The 20,545-nt window shown below is 69.4% G+C and carries 18 protein-coding genes; 11 read left to right on the forward strand and 7 right to left on the reverse strand.

Annotated elements, in window-relative coordinates; all coding sequences use genetic code 11:
- Positions 1–69 precede the first annotated feature (69 nt).
- Entirely contained in the window at positions 70–2,568 is a 2,499-nt protein-coding gene (locus ACLARN_RS18150) for a M14 family zinc carboxypeptidase (RefSeq protein WP_409492588.1), read from the forward strand.
- Positions 2,569–2,649: 81 nt separating this feature from the next.
- Here the strand turns inward: ACLARN_RS18150 and ACLARN_RS18155 are convergent, their stop codons facing one another.
- Positions 2,650–3,729, reverse strand: a complete 1,080-nt coding sequence (locus tag ACLARN_RS18155; RefSeq protein ID WP_409492589.1) for a J domain-containing protein — start codon at positions 3,727–3,729, stop codon at positions 2,650–2,652.
- Between the two features lie 185 nt (positions 3,730–3,914).
- On the opposite strand from ACLARN_RS18155, the gene ACLARN_RS18160 reads away from it, so the two are divergent.
- Positions 3,915–4,748 (forward strand): alpha/beta hydrolase family protein, encoded by an 834-nt coding sequence (locus ACLARN_RS18160; RefSeq protein WP_409492590.1) that lies wholly within the window; start codon positions 3,915–3,917, stop codon positions 4,746–4,748.
- Here the strand turns inward: ACLARN_RS18160 and ACLARN_RS18165 are convergent.
- Positions 4,745–5,644, reverse strand: coding sequence for a hypothetical protein (locus ACLARN_RS18165; protein WP_409492591.1), 900 nt, complete (start codon positions 5,642–5,644; stop codon positions 4,745–4,747). The two genes, ACLARN_RS18160 and ACLARN_RS18165, sit on opposite strands and share 4 nt — an antisense overlap.
- Positions 5,641–6,138, reverse strand: coding sequence for a hypothetical protein (locus ACLARN_RS18170; protein WP_409492592.1), 498 nt, complete (start codon positions 6,136–6,138; stop codon positions 5,641–5,643). The genes ACLARN_RS18165 and ACLARN_RS18170 overlap by 4 nt, the downstream gene beginning before the upstream one ends.
- A gap of 214 nt (positions 6,139–6,352) precedes the next feature.
- Between ACLARN_RS18170 and ACLARN_RS18175 the strand changes: the two genes are divergently transcribed.
- The 5 genes from ACLARN_RS18175 (at position 6,353) to ACLARN_RS18195 (ending at position 11,180) form a co-directional block, all read left to right on the forward strand.
- On the forward strand, positions 6,353–7,762 hold the full coding sequence (locus ACLARN_RS18175) for an APC family permease (RefSeq protein WP_409492593.1): 1,410 nt from the start codon (positions 6,353–6,355) through the stop codon (positions 7,760–7,762).
- Positions 7,759–8,658 carry an ROK family protein gene (locus ACLARN_RS18180; RefSeq protein WP_409492594.1) on the forward strand — a complete coding sequence of 300 codons (900 nt, stop codon included), beginning with the start codon at positions 7,759–7,761 and terminating at the stop codon, positions 8,656–8,658. The genes ACLARN_RS18175 and ACLARN_RS18180 overlap by 4 nt, the downstream gene beginning before the upstream one ends.
- A 101-nt stretch (positions 8,659–8,759) precedes the next feature.
- Positions 8,760–9,326: an NADPH-dependent FMN reductase gene (locus tag ACLARN_RS18185; protein ID WP_409492595.1), complete on the forward strand. Its 567-nt coding sequence runs from the start codon at positions 8,760–8,762 to the stop codon at positions 9,324–9,326.
- A 25-nt stretch (positions 9,327–9,351) separates the two neighbouring features.
- Entirely contained in the window at positions 9,352–10,332 is a 981-nt protein-coding gene (locus tag ACLARN_RS18190; RefSeq protein ID WP_409492596.1) for an ATP-binding cassette domain-containing protein, read from the forward strand.
- Complete coding sequence (locus ACLARN_RS18195; RefSeq protein ID WP_409492597.1) at positions 10,329–11,180, forward strand: ABC transporter permease; 852 nt, start codon at positions 10,329–10,331, stop codon at positions 11,178–11,180. Before ACLARN_RS18190 ends, ACLARN_RS18195 begins: the two co-directional genes overlap by 4 nt.
- A gap of 28 nt (positions 11,181–11,208) precedes the next feature.
- Here ACLARN_RS18195 and ACLARN_RS18200 read toward each other — a convergent pair whose 3' ends face one another.
- Positions 11,209–14,334 carry an ATP-binding protein gene (locus tag ACLARN_RS18200; RefSeq protein WP_409492598.1) on the reverse strand — a complete coding sequence of 1,042 codons (3,126 nt, stop codon included), beginning with the start codon at positions 14,332–14,334 and terminating at the stop codon, positions 11,209–11,211.
- Between the two features lie 256 nt (positions 14,335–14,590).
- Between ACLARN_RS18200 and ACLARN_RS18205 the strand changes: the two genes are divergently transcribed.
- Positions 14,591–15,865 (forward strand): cytochrome P450, encoded by a 1,275-nt coding sequence (locus tag ACLARN_RS18205; RefSeq protein ID WP_409492599.1) that lies wholly within the window; start codon positions 14,591–14,593, stop codon positions 15,863–15,865.
- Between the two features lie 3 nt (positions 15,866–15,868).
- Here the strand turns inward: ACLARN_RS18205 and ACLARN_RS18210 are convergent, their stop codons facing one another.
- Positions 15,869–16,507: an alpha-ketoglutarate-dependent dioxygenase AlkB gene (locus tag ACLARN_RS18210; RefSeq protein WP_409492600.1), complete on the reverse strand. Its 639-nt coding sequence runs from the start codon at positions 16,505–16,507 to the stop codon at positions 15,869–15,871.
- A 58-nt stretch (positions 16,508–16,565) separates the two neighbouring features.
- Positions 16,566–17,123 (reverse strand): TetR/AcrR family transcriptional regulator, encoded by a 558-nt coding sequence (locus tag ACLARN_RS18215; protein ID WP_409492601.1) that lies wholly within the window; start codon positions 17,121–17,123, stop codon positions 16,566–16,568.
- Between the two features lie 82 nt (positions 17,124–17,205).
- Between ACLARN_RS18215 and ACLARN_RS18220 the strand changes: the two genes are divergently transcribed.
- Together ACLARN_RS18220 and ACLARN_RS18225 are read left to right on the forward strand one after the other, a co-directional pair.
- Entirely contained in the window at positions 17,206–18,159 is a 954-nt protein-coding gene (locus ACLARN_RS18220; protein WP_409492602.1) for an NADP-dependent oxidoreductase, read from the forward strand.
- Between the two features lie 57 nt (positions 18,160–18,216).
- Complete coding sequence (locus ACLARN_RS18225) at positions 18,217–18,996, forward strand: alpha/beta fold hydrolase (RefSeq protein WP_409492603.1); 780 nt, start codon at positions 18,217–18,219, stop codon at positions 18,994–18,996.
- Here ACLARN_RS18225 and ACLARN_RS18230 read toward each other — a convergent pair.
- Positions 18,968–19,543 (reverse strand): hypothetical protein, encoded by a 576-nt coding sequence (locus tag ACLARN_RS18230; protein WP_409492604.1) that lies wholly within the window; start codon positions 19,541–19,543, stop codon positions 18,968–18,970. The two genes, ACLARN_RS18225 and ACLARN_RS18230, sit on opposite strands and share 29 nt — an antisense overlap.
- 135 nt (positions 19,544–19,678) lie before the next feature.
- Between ACLARN_RS18230 and ACLARN_RS18235 the strand changes: the two genes are divergently transcribed.
- Positions 19,679–20,284 (forward strand): hypothetical protein, encoded by a 606-nt coding sequence (locus tag ACLARN_RS18235; RefSeq protein WP_409492605.1) that lies wholly within the window; start codon positions 19,679–19,681, stop codon positions 20,282–20,284.
- The last annotated feature ends 261 nt before the right edge of the window (positions 20,285–20,545 follow it).

Here is a 20,545-nt window from a genome sequence, read left to right on the forward strand (position 1 = left end):
GTCGCGGGTCTAGGGTCTCGCTACCGGTGACCTCACCCGGTCACCGGAGGCGTCCAAGGAGGTCAGTCTGTGGGCTATTCACCAAACCGGCGAAGAGCGGGATGGACGGCGGCGACTCTGGTGCTCGCCGGCACCTTCGTGGCACTTCCGTCGGCCACGACGGCGGGTGCCGCGGACAACGTGGTGCGAGCCAACCAGGCCGTGCCACGTTCCTGTTTCGCCGCGTTGCAGAAGCCGGGCACGTCCGGCGCCGATCGCCGCGAGTTCACGTCCACAGTAGACGGTCTGCTGCAGGCGCGCCTCGCGCCGCGCGGCGGCAACGAGGGCGACTGGGACCTCGCGGTCTTCGACAAGGCCACCGGCGCCGTGGTCGCCGCGTCCGCCGCGTTGCGCAGCCACGAGCTCGCCGAAGGATTCGTGAAGAAGGACCAGAAACTGGTCGTGCAGACCTGCCGGTACGACGGGCGGACGCGCGAGGCGGTACTGGGAGTCGACTTCCTCGCGCTCACGCCGCAGGGCACGCCCACCGGTGCCCCGCCCGCGCCGCAGCGCGCCGAACTGGTCCGGGTCGAGACCCCGGCCAAGCAGGACAAGGACAAGCTGCTCCGGCTCGGCCTCGACGTCACCGAGAAGGCCGACGCCACCGGCGTCCAGGTCGTCCTCGCCAACGACGCCGACCGCAAGACGCTGGCAGACAACGGCTTCAAGTCCAAGGTGATCGACGCCGACCTTTCGGCGAGGTCGATCCAGAACGCCAAGACCGACCGCGAGTACGCCGCGAAGACGCCGGGGTCCACCCTGCCGTCCGGGCGCACGAGCTACCGGCACCTCTACGACTACCAGTTCGAGGTCAAGGAACTGGCCCGCAAGAACCCCAAGCTCGTCACGGCGTTCACGCTGCCGCAGCCGACCTGGGAAGGCCGCGACGTGATCGGCATCGAGGTCGCGAGCGACGTCAAGAACGTCATGGACGGCAAGCCCGTCAACTTCACCATGGGTGTGCACCACGCCCGGGAGTGGCCCGCCGGTGAGCACGCCATGGAGTGGGCGATCGAGCTGGTCAAGGGCTACACCGGCAACAACCCCGAAATCCGCGGCCTGGTCGGCCGGACGCGCAACATCATCGTGCCGATCGTCAACCCCGACGGCTTCGAAATCTCCCGTGAGGCCGAGCCCAAGGGCGACTTCTCGCGTTTCGACTACGAGATGAAGCGCAAGAACTGCAACGTCAACGACTCGCCGAAGGAATTCGCGACCGGCGTCTGCAAGGCCAACCCCGCCGGCCGTGAACGCGGCACCGACCCGAACCGCAACTACGCGGGCTTCTGGGGCGGCGCCGGCGCGTCGACCTTGTGGCGCAGCGACACGTTCCGCGGCTCCGGCCCGTTCTCCGAGCCCGAGACGCAGAACATCCGCTCGATCGTGTCCAACCGCCAGGTGACCAACCTGATCACGCTGCACACCTACTCGAACCTGATCCTGCGGGTTCCGGGTGTCGCCGCCGTCCGCCCGCCGCTCGACGAGCCGGCGTACAAGGCGCTCGGCGACAAGATGGCCTCGCGCAACGGATACACCAGCCAGCCGGCGTGGGCGCTCTACGACACGACCGGTTCGACCGAGGACTGGTCGTACTGGGCGACCGGTGGCTGGGGCTTCACCTTCGAGGTCGGCCCGAACGAGTTCCACCCGCCGTTCTCCGACGGTGTCGTCGCCGAGTACACCGGCGTCGCCCCCGCGGCGGGCGCGGGCAAGGGCGGCAACCGCGCGGCGTTCGTCGACATGCTGGCGAACACCGCCGACCCCGCGGCCCACTCGACGCTGATCGGTACGGCGCCGAAGGGCTACCAGCTGAAGCTGCACAAGACGTTCCAGACGCCGACCTCGTCGGTGGTGCAGCCGGACGGCTCGACGAAGCCGCCGATCTACGTGACCGACAACCTGAACTCGTCGCTGGCTTCGACCGGCGGCCGGTTCGCGTGGTCGATCAACCCGTCGACCCGCCCCTACGTCGCGGGCCGCTACGGCCGCGAGCCGCAGGGCCCGGCGCAGCACGCGATCCAGGCCACCAACCCGGCCGGGGTCCCGGCGATCAACACGAACTACCCGACGGACCCGACTTCGGAGAGCTTCACCTTCCACGTCGACGGACTCCCGAAGGTGGACAACGGGAAGTTCAGCGTCGACGTCAAGTGGGCCAGCCCGGACACCGACTGGGACCTGTACGTCTTCGACGCGGCGGGCAACATGGTCTCGTCGTCGGCGAACGGCGGGACCACGGAAGAGCACGCGATCCTGTACGACCCGCCCGCCGGGGACTACCGGGCCGTGCTGGTCAACTTCTCGCAGGCCAACCCGTCCACTGTGGACGATTGGACCGGCGGCGTGTCGTTCCAGTCGCCGATCCCGCCGACCTACGGCCCCAAGGAGGCGTACCAGCTGACCTGTACGTCGCCGAAGGGTAAGCTCGTCGGGCTGGCGGACGTCTACATCGACCGCGGCCAGACGGTCGACGTCGGTGAAGTCTGCACCCGTTCCGCGCGCGCCGCGAAGGAGCGCTCGGGCCGGTAGTCGTCAGTTTGCGCGTGAAGGCCCCCTTCCCTCGGCTCAGCCGAGGGAAGGGGGCCTTCACGCGGGACGGGGCGCCGGAGCTCAGCCGGTGCCGACCACCCGGTCCCGCACCACCCGCATCGTCGCCGAGTCCACAGTGGACGGCTCGGTCGCCAGCCAGCCGCCGATCTCGTGCAGGAACTGTTCCGGCGTCATCGGCGGCGCGGGCGAGGGATCCTCGAGGTCCGTGGTGATCTCGCCGGTCCGGCTCGGGTACACGATCATCGCCCCGCGCAACGCGACTCCCGGCAGGATCCGCCGGTACTCGGCGAGACTTTCGGCCAGCCGGCTCCCACCGCCGCGGAAGGCGCGGCCGTTGCGCAGGAGGCGGTCGTCGTCCGCGGTTTCGTAGTGCCCGGGCAGCCACAACTTCGATTCGATGAGCACGAGCCGCTTTCCGCACAACACCGCGTGGTCGACGTCGGCGAACACCGAGTCCGGCCAGGAGAGGCCGTGGAAGATACGGGCGCCGGGCAGCCGGGTCAGGTAGCGCTCGAGCAGGTCGGCGGTGAGCCGCTCGGCGAGTTCGTGGGTTTCGGTGCCGGGGGTGCCGAATACGCGTTTCCCGCCGAATTCGGCGGCGAACCGGTTCTTGGCGCGGGAAGCGGCGAGGTAGCCGCGCGCGAGTCGTTGTACCAGGAGGGCGGTGCCCGCGGTCAGGATCAGCCAGACGATCAGGGTGGGGGCCGAGAAGCCGACGCCGGTCAGCACCGGCAGCAGGACCAGCACCATCCCGCCGACCGCCGCCACGACCGGGGTGTGCCCGGGGCCGCGCCGCCGTCCGTGGCGCACGCGCCCGTCCTGCGCGGCGAATTCCCACCATTCGAGGTCTTCCGGATCGATCACGACCTGCTCGGGCTCATAGCCCGGTTCTTCGCCGAAGCGACGTCTCGGCCGCGGCCGGATCGGCACGCGCACGGAGCGGCCGCCCGCGTCGTAGCCCGAGCGCCGCAGTGGATCGCTGAGGGTGTCGTAGGCCTCGCGGACCAGCTGGAACGTGAGCGCCGAGCCCCCGGCGTCCGGGTGATGCGACTTCGCGAGCCGCCGGTACGCGGTTTTGATCTCGTTGACCGAGGCGGCCTTGCCCACGCCGAGCACCTCGTAGTAGTCGACATCGGGCACGGGCGGGTTCACCTCCAAAGGGCCGGGCCGCAACACTATTCGGCCGCCGCCGGGCATCCGCAACCACCTCCGCGGCGCGTCGGGGTGACCTCGCGGTCATACTGTTTCGCCTGTGGCGGAACGAGGTCCACTTCCGCTGCGTCCTGGATATCGTGGAGATCGACAGCGCACGAGGAAGGACAACGGTGGGAGAACCGATTACCGGCACGGCCGCGGGGGTACCGTTCACCGCGTTGCCGCCATCGGCCGAGGTCAGCGGCCCCGCGCCGGTGGTCGTCGCCTGGCACATGATCGACGCGCCCCGCTCCGACGCCGCGTTCGCGGCCGCGTTGCCGCTGGATGGGGTGCCGGCATGGCGGGTTTACCTCGGAATGCCGTTGTGCGGCGCGAGAATGATCGACGGCAGCATGGACGCCGTCGTCGAACGAGCCGTCCGTGACGCGATGCTCGCCTACATTGACCCGATCGCCGCGCAGGCGGCGCTGGAGTTCCCCGCCGCGCTCGCCGAACTGCGGGAACGCTTCGGTTTCGACACTTCCCGGATGGCCGTCGTCGGTGGCTCGCTCGGCGGTGCCGTGGCGCTGGAGATCCTGGCCACGCGGGAGATCCCGGTCCGTGCCGCGGCGCTGGTCAACCCCGCCGTGCGGGCGCGTTCGGTGATCGGCGTGGTGGAAGGCCTGCTGGAGCAGCCTTATCCGTGGAACGACGAGGCGGACCAGGCGGCGGATCAGCTCGACTTCGTCGCACGATCGGGTGAAATATCGGCGCGGGAAACGCAAGTTCCCTTGTTGCTCGTCAGCGGGGAGGACGACTTTCCGTCGTTCCGCGCCGATGCCGACGACCTCGCCGCCGCGCTGCGCGGGCGGTACACCCGTCCGGACGACGTCCACCTGACCCGGGTGCCCGATCTCGCGCATCCGCTGGCCGAAGACCCGGGTATCGAACCCGCGCCGCAGCTGCCGATCGCGAAGGTGGTCGACGACGCGATCACCGAATGGCTGGTGCGCCACCTGGATTAGCAGGCGGCGGGCGGCGCGGACCGGGCGGGACCGAATTCCAGCCGCAGTTTGTCGGTCTTCGGGATCACGAACGCGACCCCGGTGTCCGCCCGCCAGCCCGACGGAACGAACACGTACTGGCCACCGGACTGAAGCAGCAGTTTCAGCCCGGTGTACCGGTATTTGTAGGCGGCGCCGGGATCCGCGCATTTCACCTGAAGGACGCCGCCCGCGGTGAGGTTGAGGCTTTCGGCGCTGTAGAGCGTCGCAGCGGGCCGTGCGGGGAGCTGCGCCGCGACCTCGAAACCACGCCGTGTACCGACAGCGGCCGAATAGTCGCTGACGGCCCAGAACAGCCCGATGCTGACCAACGCGTAACCCAGGACGAGCTCCAGCAGGCTCGATCGCAGCGTCGAAGCCCAGTGCCGCCAAGCGAACAGCAGCATCAGCACGCCGAGCGCGAAGCCGAGTCCCGGCAGGCCGGGGCGGTCGCGGAACGGCTCCGGGTTCAGCGTGACGAGCACGGTCGAGATGATCAGCAGGGCACCGAGCCCGGCCGCGATCGGGGCGCAGATCCGGAGCAGCCGGGCCCAGGAGTGCTCGGCGAGGCGCAGCCGCAGGATCCGGACGGCGATCACGAAACCGAGCACCGCTCCCGCGGCGCCCGCCAGCGGCAGGTACAGGCCGTCGACACCACGCGCGAAGATCTCGTCCGGGGTCTGGGCGAGAAGTGTGTAGTGCACGCGGAAGTACGCGAAGAGCACCTGCGTCTCGACGAGGCCGAAGAAGTACAGCAGCGCGGTGAGCAGGGTCGTGTTGGCCAGTACCGCGCCGACCAGCTTGAGCGCCTGCGGCGGCCCGGGGTCCGGCTCGCCTGTCCGGGGCTCCGGTCGCCGCAGGCCGCGCCGCGCGGTCATCCCGACGTGGTCTCGGCTGGTTGTTCGCTGGTGGACGCCGGGCTTTCCGAGGTCGTGGTCTCCTCGGTGACCTCGGGCGCGCACGCCTTGGCCTTGACCGTCACCGTCCCGCCGGGTTTGACCGGGGACAGGGTGATGCTCGCGGTGCAGCCGCCCGAACCGACGATCACGACCTTCACTCCGCACAGCTTCGGTCCGCAGACCTTCCTGATGTCGTCCTCGATATCCGACTTGGCGGTCTTCGGCGCGGCGCCGAGGCGGGTGTGGTCGTAGATGATCGGGCTGCCGGGTACACCCGGCTTCGGGTCGTCGGTGCGGCCGCCGCCCCCGCCGGACGTCGCGCCGGAGGACGCCGTCGGAGCGACCTCCGTTGTCACCCCGCTGTCCGTCGTCAGATCCGCCGGAGCGGTGTCACGGGGAGTGGACGTGTCGCCGCAGCCCGCCGTGAACCCGAGGGCGACGATCGCCATCATCGCGCTGAACAGCCGTTTCATGGACCTCACCGTCCTTGGAAGACGTCCTTCTGGGTAAGGACGCGGAATGACGGCCCCCTGATACATCCCGGCTTGGTCCGTTCGGGGGTATTTCGCTGATCCCGCCCTTTCGGGCAATTCCGGGTGGACCAGTGCGCGACAACTTCGCCGCCTGGACTTCCGACACGCCCCAAATTATGTTAAGAAACTTTACTAACTAATAGGGAGGCGCGTTTTGAGTTCACCCCCGCAGCCGGGGCTCGAGCGGAAGATCGGGCCGCTGCAGGCGACCGCCATCAACATGACCCAGATGTGCGGGATCGGCCCGTTCGTCACCATTCCCGCGATGGTGGCGACCCTCGGCGGCCCGCAGGCCATGTTCGGCTGGCTCATCGGCGCGGTCATCGCGCTGGCCGACGGCCTGATCTGGGCCGAACTCGGCGCGGCCCTCCCTGGTGCCGGCGGCACCTACGTCTACCTGCGCGAAGCGTTCGGCGCCCGGACCGGCAGGCTCATGCCGTTCCTGTTCGCCTGGAGCGCGGTGCTGTTCATCCCGCTGATCATGTCCACCGGCATCATCGGGCTCGTCCAGTACCTCGGCTACCTGATCCCGGGGGTGGCGGACGAGGGCGGCACCACCGGACTCGGCAAGATCATCGGGCTCGGCGTCATCGTGCTGGTCGTGCTGGCGCTGTTCCGGCGGATCGGCGAGATCGGGAAGCTGACCACCGTCCTGTTCGCGATCATGTTGTTCGCCGCGCTTTCGGTGATCGTCGCGGCCTTCACGCATTTCGACGGCGCGCAAGCGTTCGCCTTCACGCCGGGGGCGTTCTCGTTCGGCGGCGGCGCGTTCTGGGCCGGGCTCGGCGCGGGCCTGATCATCGCCATCTACGACTACCTCGGCTACAACACCAGCGCCTACCTCGGCGGCGAGGTGCGTAACCCGGGCCGGACGCTGCCACGGTCGATCATCTTCTCGATCCTCGGCATCATGAGCCTGTACTTCCTGCTTCAGCTCGGCGTGCTCGGCTCGATCCCGCTGGAGGAGCTCAAGAGCGCGACGTCGGTCGCCTCCACCGTGCTGGAACAGGCGTGGGGGACGGGCGCGGCCAAGGTCATCACCGTGTTCATCGTGATCGCCGCGATCGGATCGGTGTTCGCCGGTCTGCTCGGCGGCTCGCGGGTCCCGTTCGAGGCCGCGCGCGACAAGGTGTTCCTGCCGGTGTTCGCCAGGCTTCACCCGAAACTGAACCTGCCGACCGCCGGTGTGCTGACGATGGGCGTCATCGCCGCGATCGGCTCGCTGTTCACGCTGACCGCGGTGATCAACGCGGCGGTGACGGTGCTGGTCCTCATCCAGTCGCTCGCGCAGGTCGCGGCGATCGTGGTGCTGCGGCGACGGCGTCCGGAGCTGGACCGGCCGTACCGGCAATGGCTCTATCCGATCCCGACGATCATCGCGTTGCTCGGCTGGGTCTACATCTACTTCTCGGCCACCTGGCTCTCGATCGGGCTTTCGGTGGGATGGATCGCGCTCGGGGTGGCGGCGTTCCTCGCCTACGCGAAGGCGGAGCGCGTGTGGCCGTTCGGGCCGAAAGCAATTCAAGAATCGTTCGCGGGGGCGGCAGAGGGGAACGGGAAGTGACGGGGGAAGAGCTGATCCTGGGGATCGACTTCGGTGGCACGAAGGTCGCGATCGGGCTGGCCGACAGAGCCGGGAGCCTGCTGGTCACCCGGCGGCTCGACACCGACGCGCACGCGGGCGCCGAACAGGTGGTGACCCGTGCGCTCGCCGCTGCGCGGAAACTGCTGGCCGACGAAGGCGCCACGGACAACCTGGTGGCGATCGGCGTCGTCAGCCCCGGCATCGTGCTGGAGGACCGCATCCTGCTGGCCCCCAACGTGCCGGGCTGGGAGCAACTGCGGCTGCGCGAACTCGTCGCCGACGAGTTCGGCGGCATTCCGATCGAAGTGGGCACCGACGCCAAGGCGGCGGCGCTCGCGGAATGGCGGTGGGGGGCGCTGGCGGACACCGATCCGGCGGTGTTCCTGTCACTGGGGACCGGGATCGCCGCGGCGGTCCTGGTCGGCGGACGGCTGCTGGCCGGCGCCAACGGAGCTGCGGGCGAGATCGGGTACAACCTCCGCTCGCCGCAGGACATCGACGGGTTCGCCAGCGGAGCGGCGCCGCTGGAGGAGGTCGTCGGTGGGCGTGGGCTGGGCGGCCGGGCGAGCGAGTTGCTCGGCCGCCCGGTAACCGCGGGTGAGCTGTTCGGCCTCGCCAGGGAGAACGCGCAGGCCAAGGAACTGGTCCGCGCGGCGCTCGACGAACTGTCGATGCACGTCGCGAACCTCGCCATCGCGCTCGACCCGCGGCGCATCGCCGTCGGCGGGGGACTGGTCCGCTCGGCCGACGTCCTGCTGCCCGCGCTGCGTGAACGGCTGGCGCAGGCCGTGCCGTTCCCGCCGGAGCTGGTGTCGGCGAAGTTCGACCAAGACGCGTCGCTGCTGGGCGCGATCGCGATCGCGCTGGACGCGTAGCGAGATTACCGACCGAAGCCGCCGGGCTTCCGCTAGATCCGATCTAGCGAAAACCCGGCGGCTTTCTCGCGCCTAGGGGGTGAGGCGAGAGGAGGTCGGTCATGAACAAGATGCGAGTCGCGGTGATCATCGGCAGCACTCGGGAAGGGCGAGTGGGGGACGCCGTCGCCAAATGGTTCACCGGCCGTGCGGAACATCGGGACGACCTCGTTATCGACGTCCTCGACCTGATCGACTTCGATCTGCCCGCCGGGCTGCCGGAGCAGGCGACCCCGGACATGAAGCGGTTCGCCGCACGGATCGACGACGCGGAGGCGTTCGTCGTCGTCACTCCCGAGTACAACCGCAGCTTCCCGGCGTCACTCAAACAGGCGATCGACTGCGCCTACGACGAGTGGCGCGTGAAGCCGGTAGGTTTCGTCTCCTACGGCTACCGGTCGCAGGGCCTCTACGCCGTGGAGCAGCTTCGCTCGATCTTCACCGAGCTGCACACCGTGACGATGCGGGACACCGTCGCTTTCAACCTCCTCGACGGCACCTTCGCCCGCGACGGCACCCCCTTCGACGCCGACGGGCAAGGACAGGCCGTGACCACCTTGCTCGACGAACTCGTCTGGTGGGGCCTCGCCCTGCGCGACGCGCGCTCCGCCCGCCCGTACGTCTGCTGAAAAGTTTTCGAAAGGAACAAGGAAAATGAGTGAACTGGCCATCGAAGCCTCGGGGCTGGTCAAGGTGTTCGGGGAGAACCGGGCGGTCGACGGGATCGACCTGAAGGTCCCCGCGGGCACCGTGTACGGCGTCCTCGGACCGAACGGCGCCGGCAAGACCACCGCGGTGAAGATGCTCGCGACCCTGCTCCGCCCCAACGCCGGCGAGGCTCGCGTCTTCGGCAAGGACGTCGTCCGCGAGGCCGACGCGGTCCGGTCCATGGTGAGCCTGACCGGGCAGTACGCCTCGGTCGACGAGGATCTGACCGGGACCGAGAACCTGGTGCTGATCGGCAGGCTGACCGGGCACCGCAAACCGGCCGCGCGGGAGCGGGCGGCGGAACTGCTGGCGGCGTTCGGGCTGACCGAGGCCGCGGGGCGGCAGGTGAAGAACTACTCCGGCGGGATGCGGCGGCGGATCGACATCGCCGCGAGCATCCTCAACACCCCGGACGTGCTCTTCCTCGACGAGCCGACGACCGGGCTCGATCCCCGTAGCCGCAACCAGGTCTGGGACATCGTGCGCGCGATCGTGCAGCACGGCACCACCGTCCTGCTGACCACGCAGTACCTCGACGAGGCCGACCAGCTGGCGTCCCGGATCGCGGTCATCGACCACGGCAAGGTCATCGCCGAAGGAACCAAGGGCCAGCTGAAGGCGTCGGTCGGCGCGGGCGCGGTCCACGTCCGGCTGCGCGAGGCCGACCAGCGACCCGAAGCCGAGGCGCTGCTCGTCCGGATCCTCAAGGCGCAGGTCCAGCTCGAACAGGACCCGCTCGCCCTGACCGCCCGCCTTTCCGGCGACAGCACCGAGAAGAGCGCCGCCGAGCACGCCGCGCGCGCACTGGCCGAACTCGCCCGCGAGGGCATCGTCGTCGACACGTTCTCCCTCGGCCAGCCGAGCCTCGACGAGGTCTTCCTGGCCCTCACCGACCGCACCACCGTTTCCGAGGAGAGTGCAGCTTGAGCACCACAGCCGTCAAAGAGAACGAACCCGTCCTCGCGGCGCCGAAGCCCGAAGACCTCGCCGCCGTCCTGATCGCGAAGAACCGTCCGCAGCGCCCCAGCGCGCTGTCGACTTCGGTCACCTTCGGGTGGCGCGCGATGCTGAAGATCAAGCACGTGCCCGAGCAGCTGTTCGACGTCACGGCCTTCCCGGTCATGATGACGCTGATGTTCACGTACCTCTTCGGCGGCGCGCTGTCCGGCTCGCCGACGGAGTACCTGCAGTTCGTGCTGCCGGGCATCATGGCGAGCAGCATCCTGATGATCACCATGTACACCGGGGTCTCGGTGAACACCGACATCGAGAAGGGCGTGTTCGACCGGTTCCGCACGCTGCCGATCTGGCGGCCGTCGGCGATGGTCGGGTACCTGCTCGGCGACATGCTGCGCTACCTCATCGCGTCGCTGGTGATCCTCGGCGTCGGGCTGATCATGGGCTTCCGTCCCGGCGGCGGGTTCGGCGGCGTGGCCGCCGCGATCCTCCTGCTGCTGGCGTTCTCGTTCGCGTTCTCGTGGATCTGGACGATGTTCGGCCTGCTGCTGCGCAGTGAGAAGTCGGTGATGGGGGTCAGCATGATGGTGCTGTTCCCGCTGACCTTCCTCAGCAACATCTACGTCAACCCGGAGACGATGCCGGGCTGGTTGCAGTCCTTCGTGAACATCAACCCGGTGACCCACGTGGTCGCGGCGGTCCGGTCGATGATGGACGGCAACTGGGACGGCGGCGAGATCACCTGGGTGCTGATCGCGGGCGGGGTCATCCTCGCGATCTTCGGAACACTGACGATGCGCCTCTACAACCGTAAGTGAATTGGGGGTGACCAGGTCCCCTGGCGGCTCACAGCCGCCAGGGGACTTTGTCGTCCGGCGCGTAGCGGCACGAAGACCCGGTGGTGACCGACGCACGCAGGTGCGCGGCCAGCGCCGGGTGCTGGTCGTCGAGTTTGCGGAGGGTGTCCCGGATCCGGGCGGTCACCGTCTTGCGGGCGCGTTCGGCTTCGTCGCCGAGCCGCCGGGTCCGGCCGCCGAGCCCGGCGGCGGACCGCAGTTCCGCCAGCAGCGCGTCCCGCTCACGGTCCAAAGCCGCGGCGCGGGCGTCTTGCCCCAGCTCGCTCGCGGAGTCGATCAACTCGTCGAGTTCGTCCAGCCGCGCGCGATACCGCGCCTTCGCTTCGTCGTCCAGGACGGCGTCGCCGCCGAGGCTCTTGGCGGCGACGACCACTTCGCCGCCCTCGGGATCGAGCAGTCGCACGGCCGTCACCTCCGAACCCGGCCTGCCGAGCAGGAAATGCAGATCCCGCAAGCCTTTCGAGTCCGGGAGATGTGCGGTGACGCCGTCGAAACGCAGTGTCCACACGGCTTCGTCGCGGCGGAACTCGGCGAGCGGGATGGCCGGGGCCCGCGTGCGAGCCCGCAGTTCGGCGACCCTGGCGACGACCTGCCGCATGCCGATCGCGGCGGCCTCTCTGTCCACTTCGGACAGCAGCGCCGCCGCGGCGGCCGCGTCCCCTTCGAGATCGCGGCCGAGCAAGGTCTTCGCCAGCCAGGACTTGGCCTCGATCGACCAGACCGTGGCCCTCAGCCGGTCCGCGGAGAGCGCGGCGTCACGCAGCCTGGCGACCGCGTCGTTCCAGCGTTCCTGTGCCAGATCGAGCCTGCCGAGCCAGAGGACGACCGGGCCGGAGATCTCACAGCCGTACAGGGAAACCAGCCATTCCCCGCTGTAGGGAGCGAGAAGCGTGCGGGCCGCTTCACACCGTTCGGGATCGCGCGAGATCGCCGCCGTATGCGCCTGGCAGCGCAACCACAGCGCTTCCAGATCGCGAGGGTACGGTTTCGCGTCGGCGGCGAGATCGGTGAGCCGCACGGCTTCCGCGACGTCCTCCCGCTGGGCGGCGGTGATCGCCTCCAGCAGCCGGCCGTAGGCGTATCCGTCACGGTAGATCTCGCGGTGCAATCCGGCGAGATCGTCGAAGCGGCCTTCCATGCACCATCGTGTCCACCGCTGTAGCTGGTTCAGATCGCCGAAATGGGGATGTTCGTCTCCCTCGTGTCTCGAGATCACCTGCTGGATGAACGCCTCGGCTTCGGCGAACCGGCCCTGGAGCGTGGCGATGATGCTCTGGTCGATCCGGGAGGCCAGCTGTGAACTCGGTGCCCGGCCGGTGCTCGCCAGGGCGACGAACTCCTGGTACTGCTCGAAATACCGGGGATCGCCCCGTTCGAGCAGCGCCACCCATTTGAACGACGCCGCGTAGTGCTCCAGTTCCGGGTTCGACGTCCGGCGGCCGACGACGACCAGTTCGTCGGTGAGCCGCTCCCGTTCCGCGGCGCTGCCCGGCCCCCAGATCGCGTCGTGCCGGGCCCACAAACCGAACAGCAGCGCGGAATCGTCCTGATCGTCGCGGGCGGTCATCATCATGCGCGCGGTCAGTTCCTGCGTCATCTCCTGCACGGTGAGTTCCTGACCGGGCTCGCGGCCGCAGAGCCGTTTGTGCGCTTCGGTGAGCACCAGGACGGTCTCGTCGACCCGCAGGCCCTTGTGATCGGCGCGGATCAGAGTCAGCGCGAGCCGGGCGAGGAGATCGTCGTCGTCGAGTTCGCGGATGAGCGCGGAGACCTCGTCGAGGACCTGCCTGCCCTCGTCGGTTTCGTGATGGCGGGTCAGATGCGCGCCCAGTTCGAGCGCGATGACCGCCCGCCGCCGTCGATCCTCGGCGACCTCCATCGCCCGCCGGTAGTGCGTGGCCGCCTCCTCGGCCGCCATCCGGCCGGTGGCGTCGATCGCCGCGGCCAGCAACAGTTCGACGGCCTGATTCGGATCGAGCTCCCGGCCGGCGAGCAAGGCGTGCCGGGCCAGGTCCGCGGGGAAGATCCGGTCCGGTGACTTCGGCATCTCTCGGACCGCCGCGACGACCGCGGCGTGCAGTTTCCGCCGCTCCGCTTCGGACAGGCTCGCGTACAGCGTCTCGCGGACGAGGTCGTGGGCGAACGCGAACCGGCCCTGCCCCTGCACCACGACCAGCCGGGCCGCGACGGCCTGGTCCAGCAGTCTGTCCACTTGCGGCACGGGCGCCGTCGCCACCCCGGCGAGCAGACGGCGGTGGAATTCCCTGCCGAGCACGGACGCGGTGGTCAGCAGATCGAGAACAGGTTGGGGGAGCAGGGAAAGCCGTCGTTGCAGGGCGTCGGCGACGCCGGGTGCGATCGTCTCGGCGGATCCGCCGCTGTGCCACAGCCGCGCGGTCTGCTCGACGAAGAACGGGTTGCCGCCGGTGCGGCGATGGACTTCGGTGACCAGGGCGCCGCCCGGTTCCGCCCCCGCCGTCCTGGCCATGAGCGCGCCGACCTCGCTCGGTTCGAGGCCGGTGAGCGTGACCGAAGTGGCCTTCGCGAGTAGCGGCAGCATCAGCGAGCGGAGCGGGTGGCCCGCCGTCTCGACCTCGACGTCCCGGTACGTGCCGATCAGCAGCAGCCGTTCGAACCAGGTGTGCTGCGCCGCGAACTCGAGCAGCCGCAGCGACGCGGCGTCGGCCCAGTGCAGGTCGTCGAGCACCACCACGACCGGTCGTTCCTGGGACGCGGCCACGAGCGCGCTCGTCACCGCGTCGTAGAGCCGGAACCCGTCGGCGGCGCCGTCGCCGCGGGCCTCGCCGAGCAGGACGTCCAGTTCGCTGTCCGCCATCGCGGCCCACCGGCCTGGCTCGACCGAGCGCCGCAGCCCGCGGATCACCTGCGTCCACGGCCAGTAGCCCGGCGCGCTGGCGGAGTCCCAGCAGGACCCGTTGAGCACCAGGGCACCGAGGCGCTTGGCCTCGTCGGCGGCGCCGGTGACGAGTGTGGTCTTGCCGATCCCGGCCTCGCCGGTGACCAGCACCAGCCCGCCGTGGCTTTCGGCGGCACGGGCGATCTCCGCACGGAGCACACCCGCGGGATGGTCGCGTCCGATGAGTGAGGCTGGCATGTCCGAATCCTCCCAGTAAGGTCCGACAATCTCACGACGCCGGCCGCCTGTCGGGTGTTACCGCCGGTTCGTCGTGACCGACGGTGACCGACGTCTCCCACCCGCTGGGAACCGTGCCCGGCCCGAATCCGACCTTCTGGCCGTGACGAATCGAGTGGGACGACGGGTGAACGGCCGTCGAAATTCTTGCCCCGCCGGGCGGACGCGACCTGTTGTGCCAGGTCAGGTGCTACGTGGCTGGAGTAGGGTGCAGGGCATGGGGAGCATTCGCTCGCGCGTGCTGGCATGGATCGGCCGCCGCTACCTCGCGCGACAGCAGAAGAACGGTTTCGACCTGTCCAAGATGTCCATCATCCCGGACAACCTCCTGACACCGCTCAAACGCGACGGTCTCGACCCGGTCGCCGAGCTGGGCCGGACCCGCGCCGAGGAACCGATCAGCAAGCTGGACCTGCCGTTCGGGATGAACGGCTGGCTGGTCACCGGCTACGACGAGGCCAAGGCCGTACTCGGCAAGGTGAGCGAGTTCAGCAGCGACTTCACGAACCTGGTCGGGAGCGCGGGCGTGACCGAGGACCAGAACCCCGGCGGGCTCGGCTTCGCCGATCCGCCGGTGCACACGAGGTTGCGGCGCCTGCTCACGCCGGAGTTCACCATGCGGCGCCTGTCGCGCCTGACGCCGCGGATCGACGAGATCGTCGCCGACCAGCTCGACGCGATGGAGAAGGCGGATGGTCCGGTCGACCTGTGGGAGGCCTTCGCGCTGCCGATCCCGTCACTGACGATCTGCGAGCTGCTCGGCGTCCCGTACGAGGACCGCGACGACTTCCAGCGGCTGAGCACCGCGCGGTTCGATCTCTTCGGCGGCGCGAGCGCGTCACTCGGTGCGATGACCGAGTCACTGTCCTATCTGGACGACATCGTCAAGAAACAGCGTGAGAACCCGGGCGACGGCCTGCTCGGCATGCTCATCAAGGAGCACGGCGACGAGATCGACGACCGCGAACTGGCAGGCCTCGCCGACGGTGTGCTCACCGGCGGCCTGGAGACCACGGCGAGCATGCTCGCGCTCGGCGCGCTCGTGTTGCTCAAGGACCGTTCGCTGTTCGAGACCGTCCGCGGCGACGACGAGGCAGTCCACAAGTTCGTCGAGGAACTGCTGCGGTACCTGACCGTCGTGCAGATGGCCTTCCCGCGCTTCGCCAAGGAGGACATGGAGATCGCGGGCGTCCAGATCGCGAAGGGCGACATCGTGCTGGTCTCGCTCAGCGTCGCGAACCGGGACGGCGTCCTCGGCGAGGATATGGAGAAGTTCGACGCGACCCGAGAGCCGACGTCGCACCTCGCCTTCGGCTGGGGCATCCACCGGTGCATCGGTGCCGAACTGGCCAGGATGGAACTGCGCACCGCGTATCCCGCGCTGATACGCAGGTTCCCGGAGATGCGGCTGGCGATCGAAGCGGACGCGGTGGACTTCCGGAAGGTCTCGATCGTCTACGGCGTCGACGCGCTGCCCGTGCTGCTGGACTGAGTTTCAGGCGACTCCTCTCGGCCGGAACTGGATGCTGATCCTGGGCCCGACCGGTTTGGCGGTCTTGGGGACGGCGTGTTCCCAGGTCCGCTGGCAGCTGCCGCCCATGACGATCAGGTCGCCGTGGCCGAGGGCGTGCCGGATCGTCGTCTCACCCCCGCCACGTGGCCGCAGCGCCAGCTGCCGGGCGGCGCCGACCGAGACGATCGCGACCATGGTGTCCTCGGTGCGGGAGCGGCCGGTGTCGTCGCCGTGCCAGGCGACGCTGTCGCGCCCGTCCCGGTAGAAGCACAGACCGGAGGTCACGAACGGCTCGCCGAGTTCGTCCGCGTAGTGCGCCGACAGGGTCTCCCGCGCTTCGGTGAGGATCGGATGGGGGAGCGGCATGCCCTCGCGGTAGTAGCTCAACAGCCGGGGCACGGCGACGACGCGGTCGTACATCTGCCGCCGTTCCGCCTGCCACGGCACGTCTTCGGCGAGGCGCGTGAACAGTTCGTCCGCGCCGGTGAGCCACCCCGGGAGCACGTCGATCCAGGCACCACGGGTCAGCTCGGTGCGCCGGAGCGCGCCGAGCGAGCCGAGCGAGCCGAGCCCGAGGGCGGCGCACTCGTCGAAGAGCGAGGCTTGAAGCGCGGGGGTCATGGCAACCGAACCTACCCCGAATGGCGGCAATTGTCGAACGCATGTTCGAGCGTGAGACTCAGTGCGGCGTGACCGCCTCGCGCAGTTCGGCGGCGGCCTGGGCGATGAGCTCGGACAAGGTCGCGTCCGGGGCGGTCAGCCAGTGGGACGTGGCGCGCCGGGAGATCGCGATCGCCACGTCGATGATCAAGCGTGCCTCGCTGGGCTCGACGCCGCGATGCCCGAGTGCCCGCGTCAGTGCGCCGCCGATGTCGGCGAGCTTGATCAGGTCGCGTTCGGCCAGTGCCGGGCTGGCGGCGATCACCCCGACGCGGCGCAGCAGGAACTCGCGCGAGCGAAAGACCTCGTCGGCGGTCCCCAGCGCGGTCAGCAGCGCCTCGAACGGCATGAGGTCCGGGGCGGCCGCCTCGACCTTGGCGACGAGGTGGGCCTCGAGCTCGTTGCCGGCGAAAAGGACTTCTCGCTTGTCGGGGAAGTAGCGGTAGAAGGAGCGCTCGGTCAGACCGGCGGTACGCGCGATCTGCGCGACCGTGGTGCGCTCGAACCCCTGTGTCTCGAACAGCTCGAGCGCCGCGCGCTCGAGACGGCCCTGCGCGTCGGACTCCCATCTAGGCATGGTCACCAGGATGACAGCAGAGGCTGTCGTCGTCCTGCTAGGGTCGATGACAACAGATGCTGTCATCACTTGGGAGATCGTCATGAAGGCTCTACAGTTCGACCGATTCGGTTCCCCTGACGTGATCGTGCTCCGTGACGTCCCGAAGCCGGAGCCGGGACCAGGCCAGATCCGGATCGCCGTGCGGGCGTGCGGTCTGAACCCCGGCGACTGGGCGGTGGTCGACGGCCTCCTCGCCGACCGGTTGCCGCCACTGCCGCGTGGGCTCGGGCTCGAGGTCGCGGGCACCGTCGACGCGCTCGGCGAGGGCGTCACCGGCGTCGAGATCGGCGACGGCGTGTTCGGTCCGGCGACCTTCGACGGCCCGACGGCCGGGGCCGCCGAGTACGCGCTGATGACGGCCTGGGCACGCATTCCCGAGGGCGTCACCGCCGAGCAGGCCGCCGCGCTGCCGATGGCGGCCGAGACGGCGTGGCACGCGCTCGACGACCTCGGCGTCCAGCCGGGTGAGTTGCTGCTCGTCCACGGCGCGGGTTCCACCGTTGGCGAGGCGGCGGTGCGCCTCGCGCTGCACCGGGGTATCCGGGTGATCGCCACCGCGGGGCCGGCGCGGGCCGCCGTCCTGGAAGAGATCGGCGCCCAGGTGACCGGCTACGGCGACGGCATGGCCGACCGTGTCGCCGCTCTGGCCGCGGGGCGCGTCGACCGTGCCCTGGACACGGCCCCGACCGGCGGCCGGCTCGACCGCGCCGACCAGGCAAGCCCGGCCGGTGGCTCGCTGCCGACCCTGATCGAGCTGACCGGGGACCCCGACCGCGTCCTCACCGTCTCCGACTTCGCCGCCGCGACCGAGCTGGGTGCCCGGATCACGCGCATCGAAATGCGCTACGACCGGCTGGACGAGTTCGCCCGGCTGGCAGGCGAAGGCGTCCTGGCCGTATCGGTCGCCCGCACCTTCACCCTCGACCAGATCCACGAGGCAGCCAAGCTCAGCCAGTCCCGCCGTCCCGGCGGCAAGCTCACGCTCGTCCTGTGATCGCATCACGCGGTAAATGACCTGCGTCGTCCGGCGAGGCCCGGCACGATGGGCAGCATGATCGACACAGTCAAGTCCGCGGACGGAACGCCGATCGCGCTCGAACGGCGCGGAGCTGGTCCGGCGGTCGTCGTCGTGGCGGGTGCGGCCAACGACCGGCACGGCGACGAACCGCTGGTCGCCGAGCTGACAGCCGAGTTCTCCGTGGTGACCTACGACCGCCGGGGACGGGGTGACAGCGGCGACACCGGGCCGTACGCGGTCGAGCGCGAGATCGAAGACCTCGCCGCGGTGATCGCCTCGCTCGGTGAGCCGGTGATCGTGCACGGCATCTCCTCCGGTGGCGCGCTGGCCCTCCTCGCCGCCGCCGCCGGAGTGCCGATGGCGCGGCTGTCGGTCTTCGAGCCGCCGTATCGCGGCGAAGCGGAAGAAGTCCCCGAGGGGTACGCCGACGAGATGCGCGACCTGGTCGCCGCGGGCCGGTGGGACGACGCCGTCGCACTGTTCATGACGTCGGCCGTCGGCTCGCCGTCGGAGGCCGTCGCCGAGGCCAAGGCGACGCCGATGTGGGCCGAACTCCGCTCGTTCGCGCCGACGCTGGTCTACGACGCCAGGGTGATGGGTACTTCGAAGGTGCCGGACGGTCTGGCGTCGATCGCGGCGCCGGTCCTCGTGGTGAATAGCAACGGTAGTACCGACTGGCTGAAGGCCGCCGCCCACGCCGCCACGAAGGCGATCCCGGAGGCGAGGCACGTGGAACTGGACGGCGAGTTCCACAGTGTCCCGCCGGAACGGCTCGTTCCGGAACTCAGCGCGTTCTACCGGGATCCTCGGTGAGCCGCAGGTAAGCCGCGCCGCGTGGGGAGATCCGGTAGCCGGTTTCGAGGCTGAGCGTCAAACCGAGATCCTTGAGTTTGCGGATGTCGATCTTCAACGGTTCCTTTTCGCGGCCGAGTAGGTCGGCCAGTTCCTGCGCGCCGCGGCCGGGGTTGTCGGCGATGAGTCGTAAGGTCTCGCGGGTCCACGAGCGGTGTCTGTCCATCTTGGACAAACGTTCGCGGAGGGCGTTGATGTCCTTTTCGGACAGTTCGGTATCCGCACTGAGCGCGTGCCGGGGATCGGGTCCGAGATAGCGCAGGCGGATGCGGTACACCGGGGCGTCCGCCGGGCCACGCAGTATCCCGCGGACCGCGTTCGCCGACTCCGCTCCTGAGCGGCGAGCGTCGGCGTCGGTGATGGCGGCGGGGTCGACGATCTCGACCGAGCCGACCTCGATCACCCCGGCTCCGGTGCGCATCGTGTCGCCCTGGCGGACGTTGGGTTTCGCCCAGCGCCGGAAGGCCAGGTCGATCGTCCCGGCCGCCAGTCCTTCGAGGACCGTCATGGAGAGGATCACCGTCGTTACCCAATCAGCGGGACGCCGGAGCGTCAACATCTTGTCCGATGACGGTTCGTGCTCGTACAGTCGCAGCCTGGTCCTGGTCTGGACCACCGCCGCCCTGAGTGTGCAGGAGGCAGGATGCGGAGACGACTTCGGACCGCCGGCGTGGTCGCGGCGGCCGCCCTCGGCCTGGTGGCGTCGGTGATACCGGCGAGCGCCCAGGTCGGAACCGGGCCGTGGACGGCGGAGAACCCCTCGTTCAACGTCCAGGAACGCGGATGCGGCAATGTCGACGGGCTCAACTTCGAGCTGACCTGTTCCACCGGGAGCGGAGACCAGCGCGCGGAGCGGCGGTACGTGACCTACACCGGCGGGACCCGGCAGTTCGAGGGCTCGTTCCGGATCACCAGCATGGCGGGCACCCGGATCAGCCTGAAACAGACCTTCCGCGACGCGCCGACCGCCGGACCGTACGTCATGCTCGCGGTCGAACGCGGCGGGCGGCTCTACGCGGTCCACGGCGGGGAGACCCTCGGCAGCGGGGCGACGGTCGGGACGTCGGTGCGGGTCAACACCGTGCACCAAGTCGGGAGTACGCACAAGGTGTACATCAACGGTTCGCTGAAGCAGACCGTGAGCAGCAGTAGTGGCAGCTACTACGACAAGTTCGGAGCCTATCGGACGGCCAGTGGCGCGGGGCCGGTCAAGGTGACTTGGAGCGGGGTCAAGTTCTGGCGGAAGTGAGCCGGGGTCGTGTCGTGAGTGGCGATTCGGGTTTGGGTCATCATGTACTTCAGGTGAGCAAGGCTGCGCCGGAAAGCGTGGGTCGGTGCCGGCACCGGGCCGCGTCCCTCACTGTGTGGATTTTGGGACGTTAGACCTGGATCCACCGGTGTGATGTGGGTGTTTGGGGTGTGTCCGGGTACGCAAATGCCCTCTGGCTTGGGATGATTGTTCTTGCGACGGAACAAAAACCACTGAGCGAGAGGGCATCTGCTGGATGCG

The organism is Amycolatopsis sp. cmx-11-12, assembly GCF_046269425.1.
In the GTDB taxonomy this organism is placed as follows: domain Bacteria; phylum Actinomycetota; class Actinomycetes; order Mycobacteriales; family Pseudonocardiaceae; genus Amycolatopsis.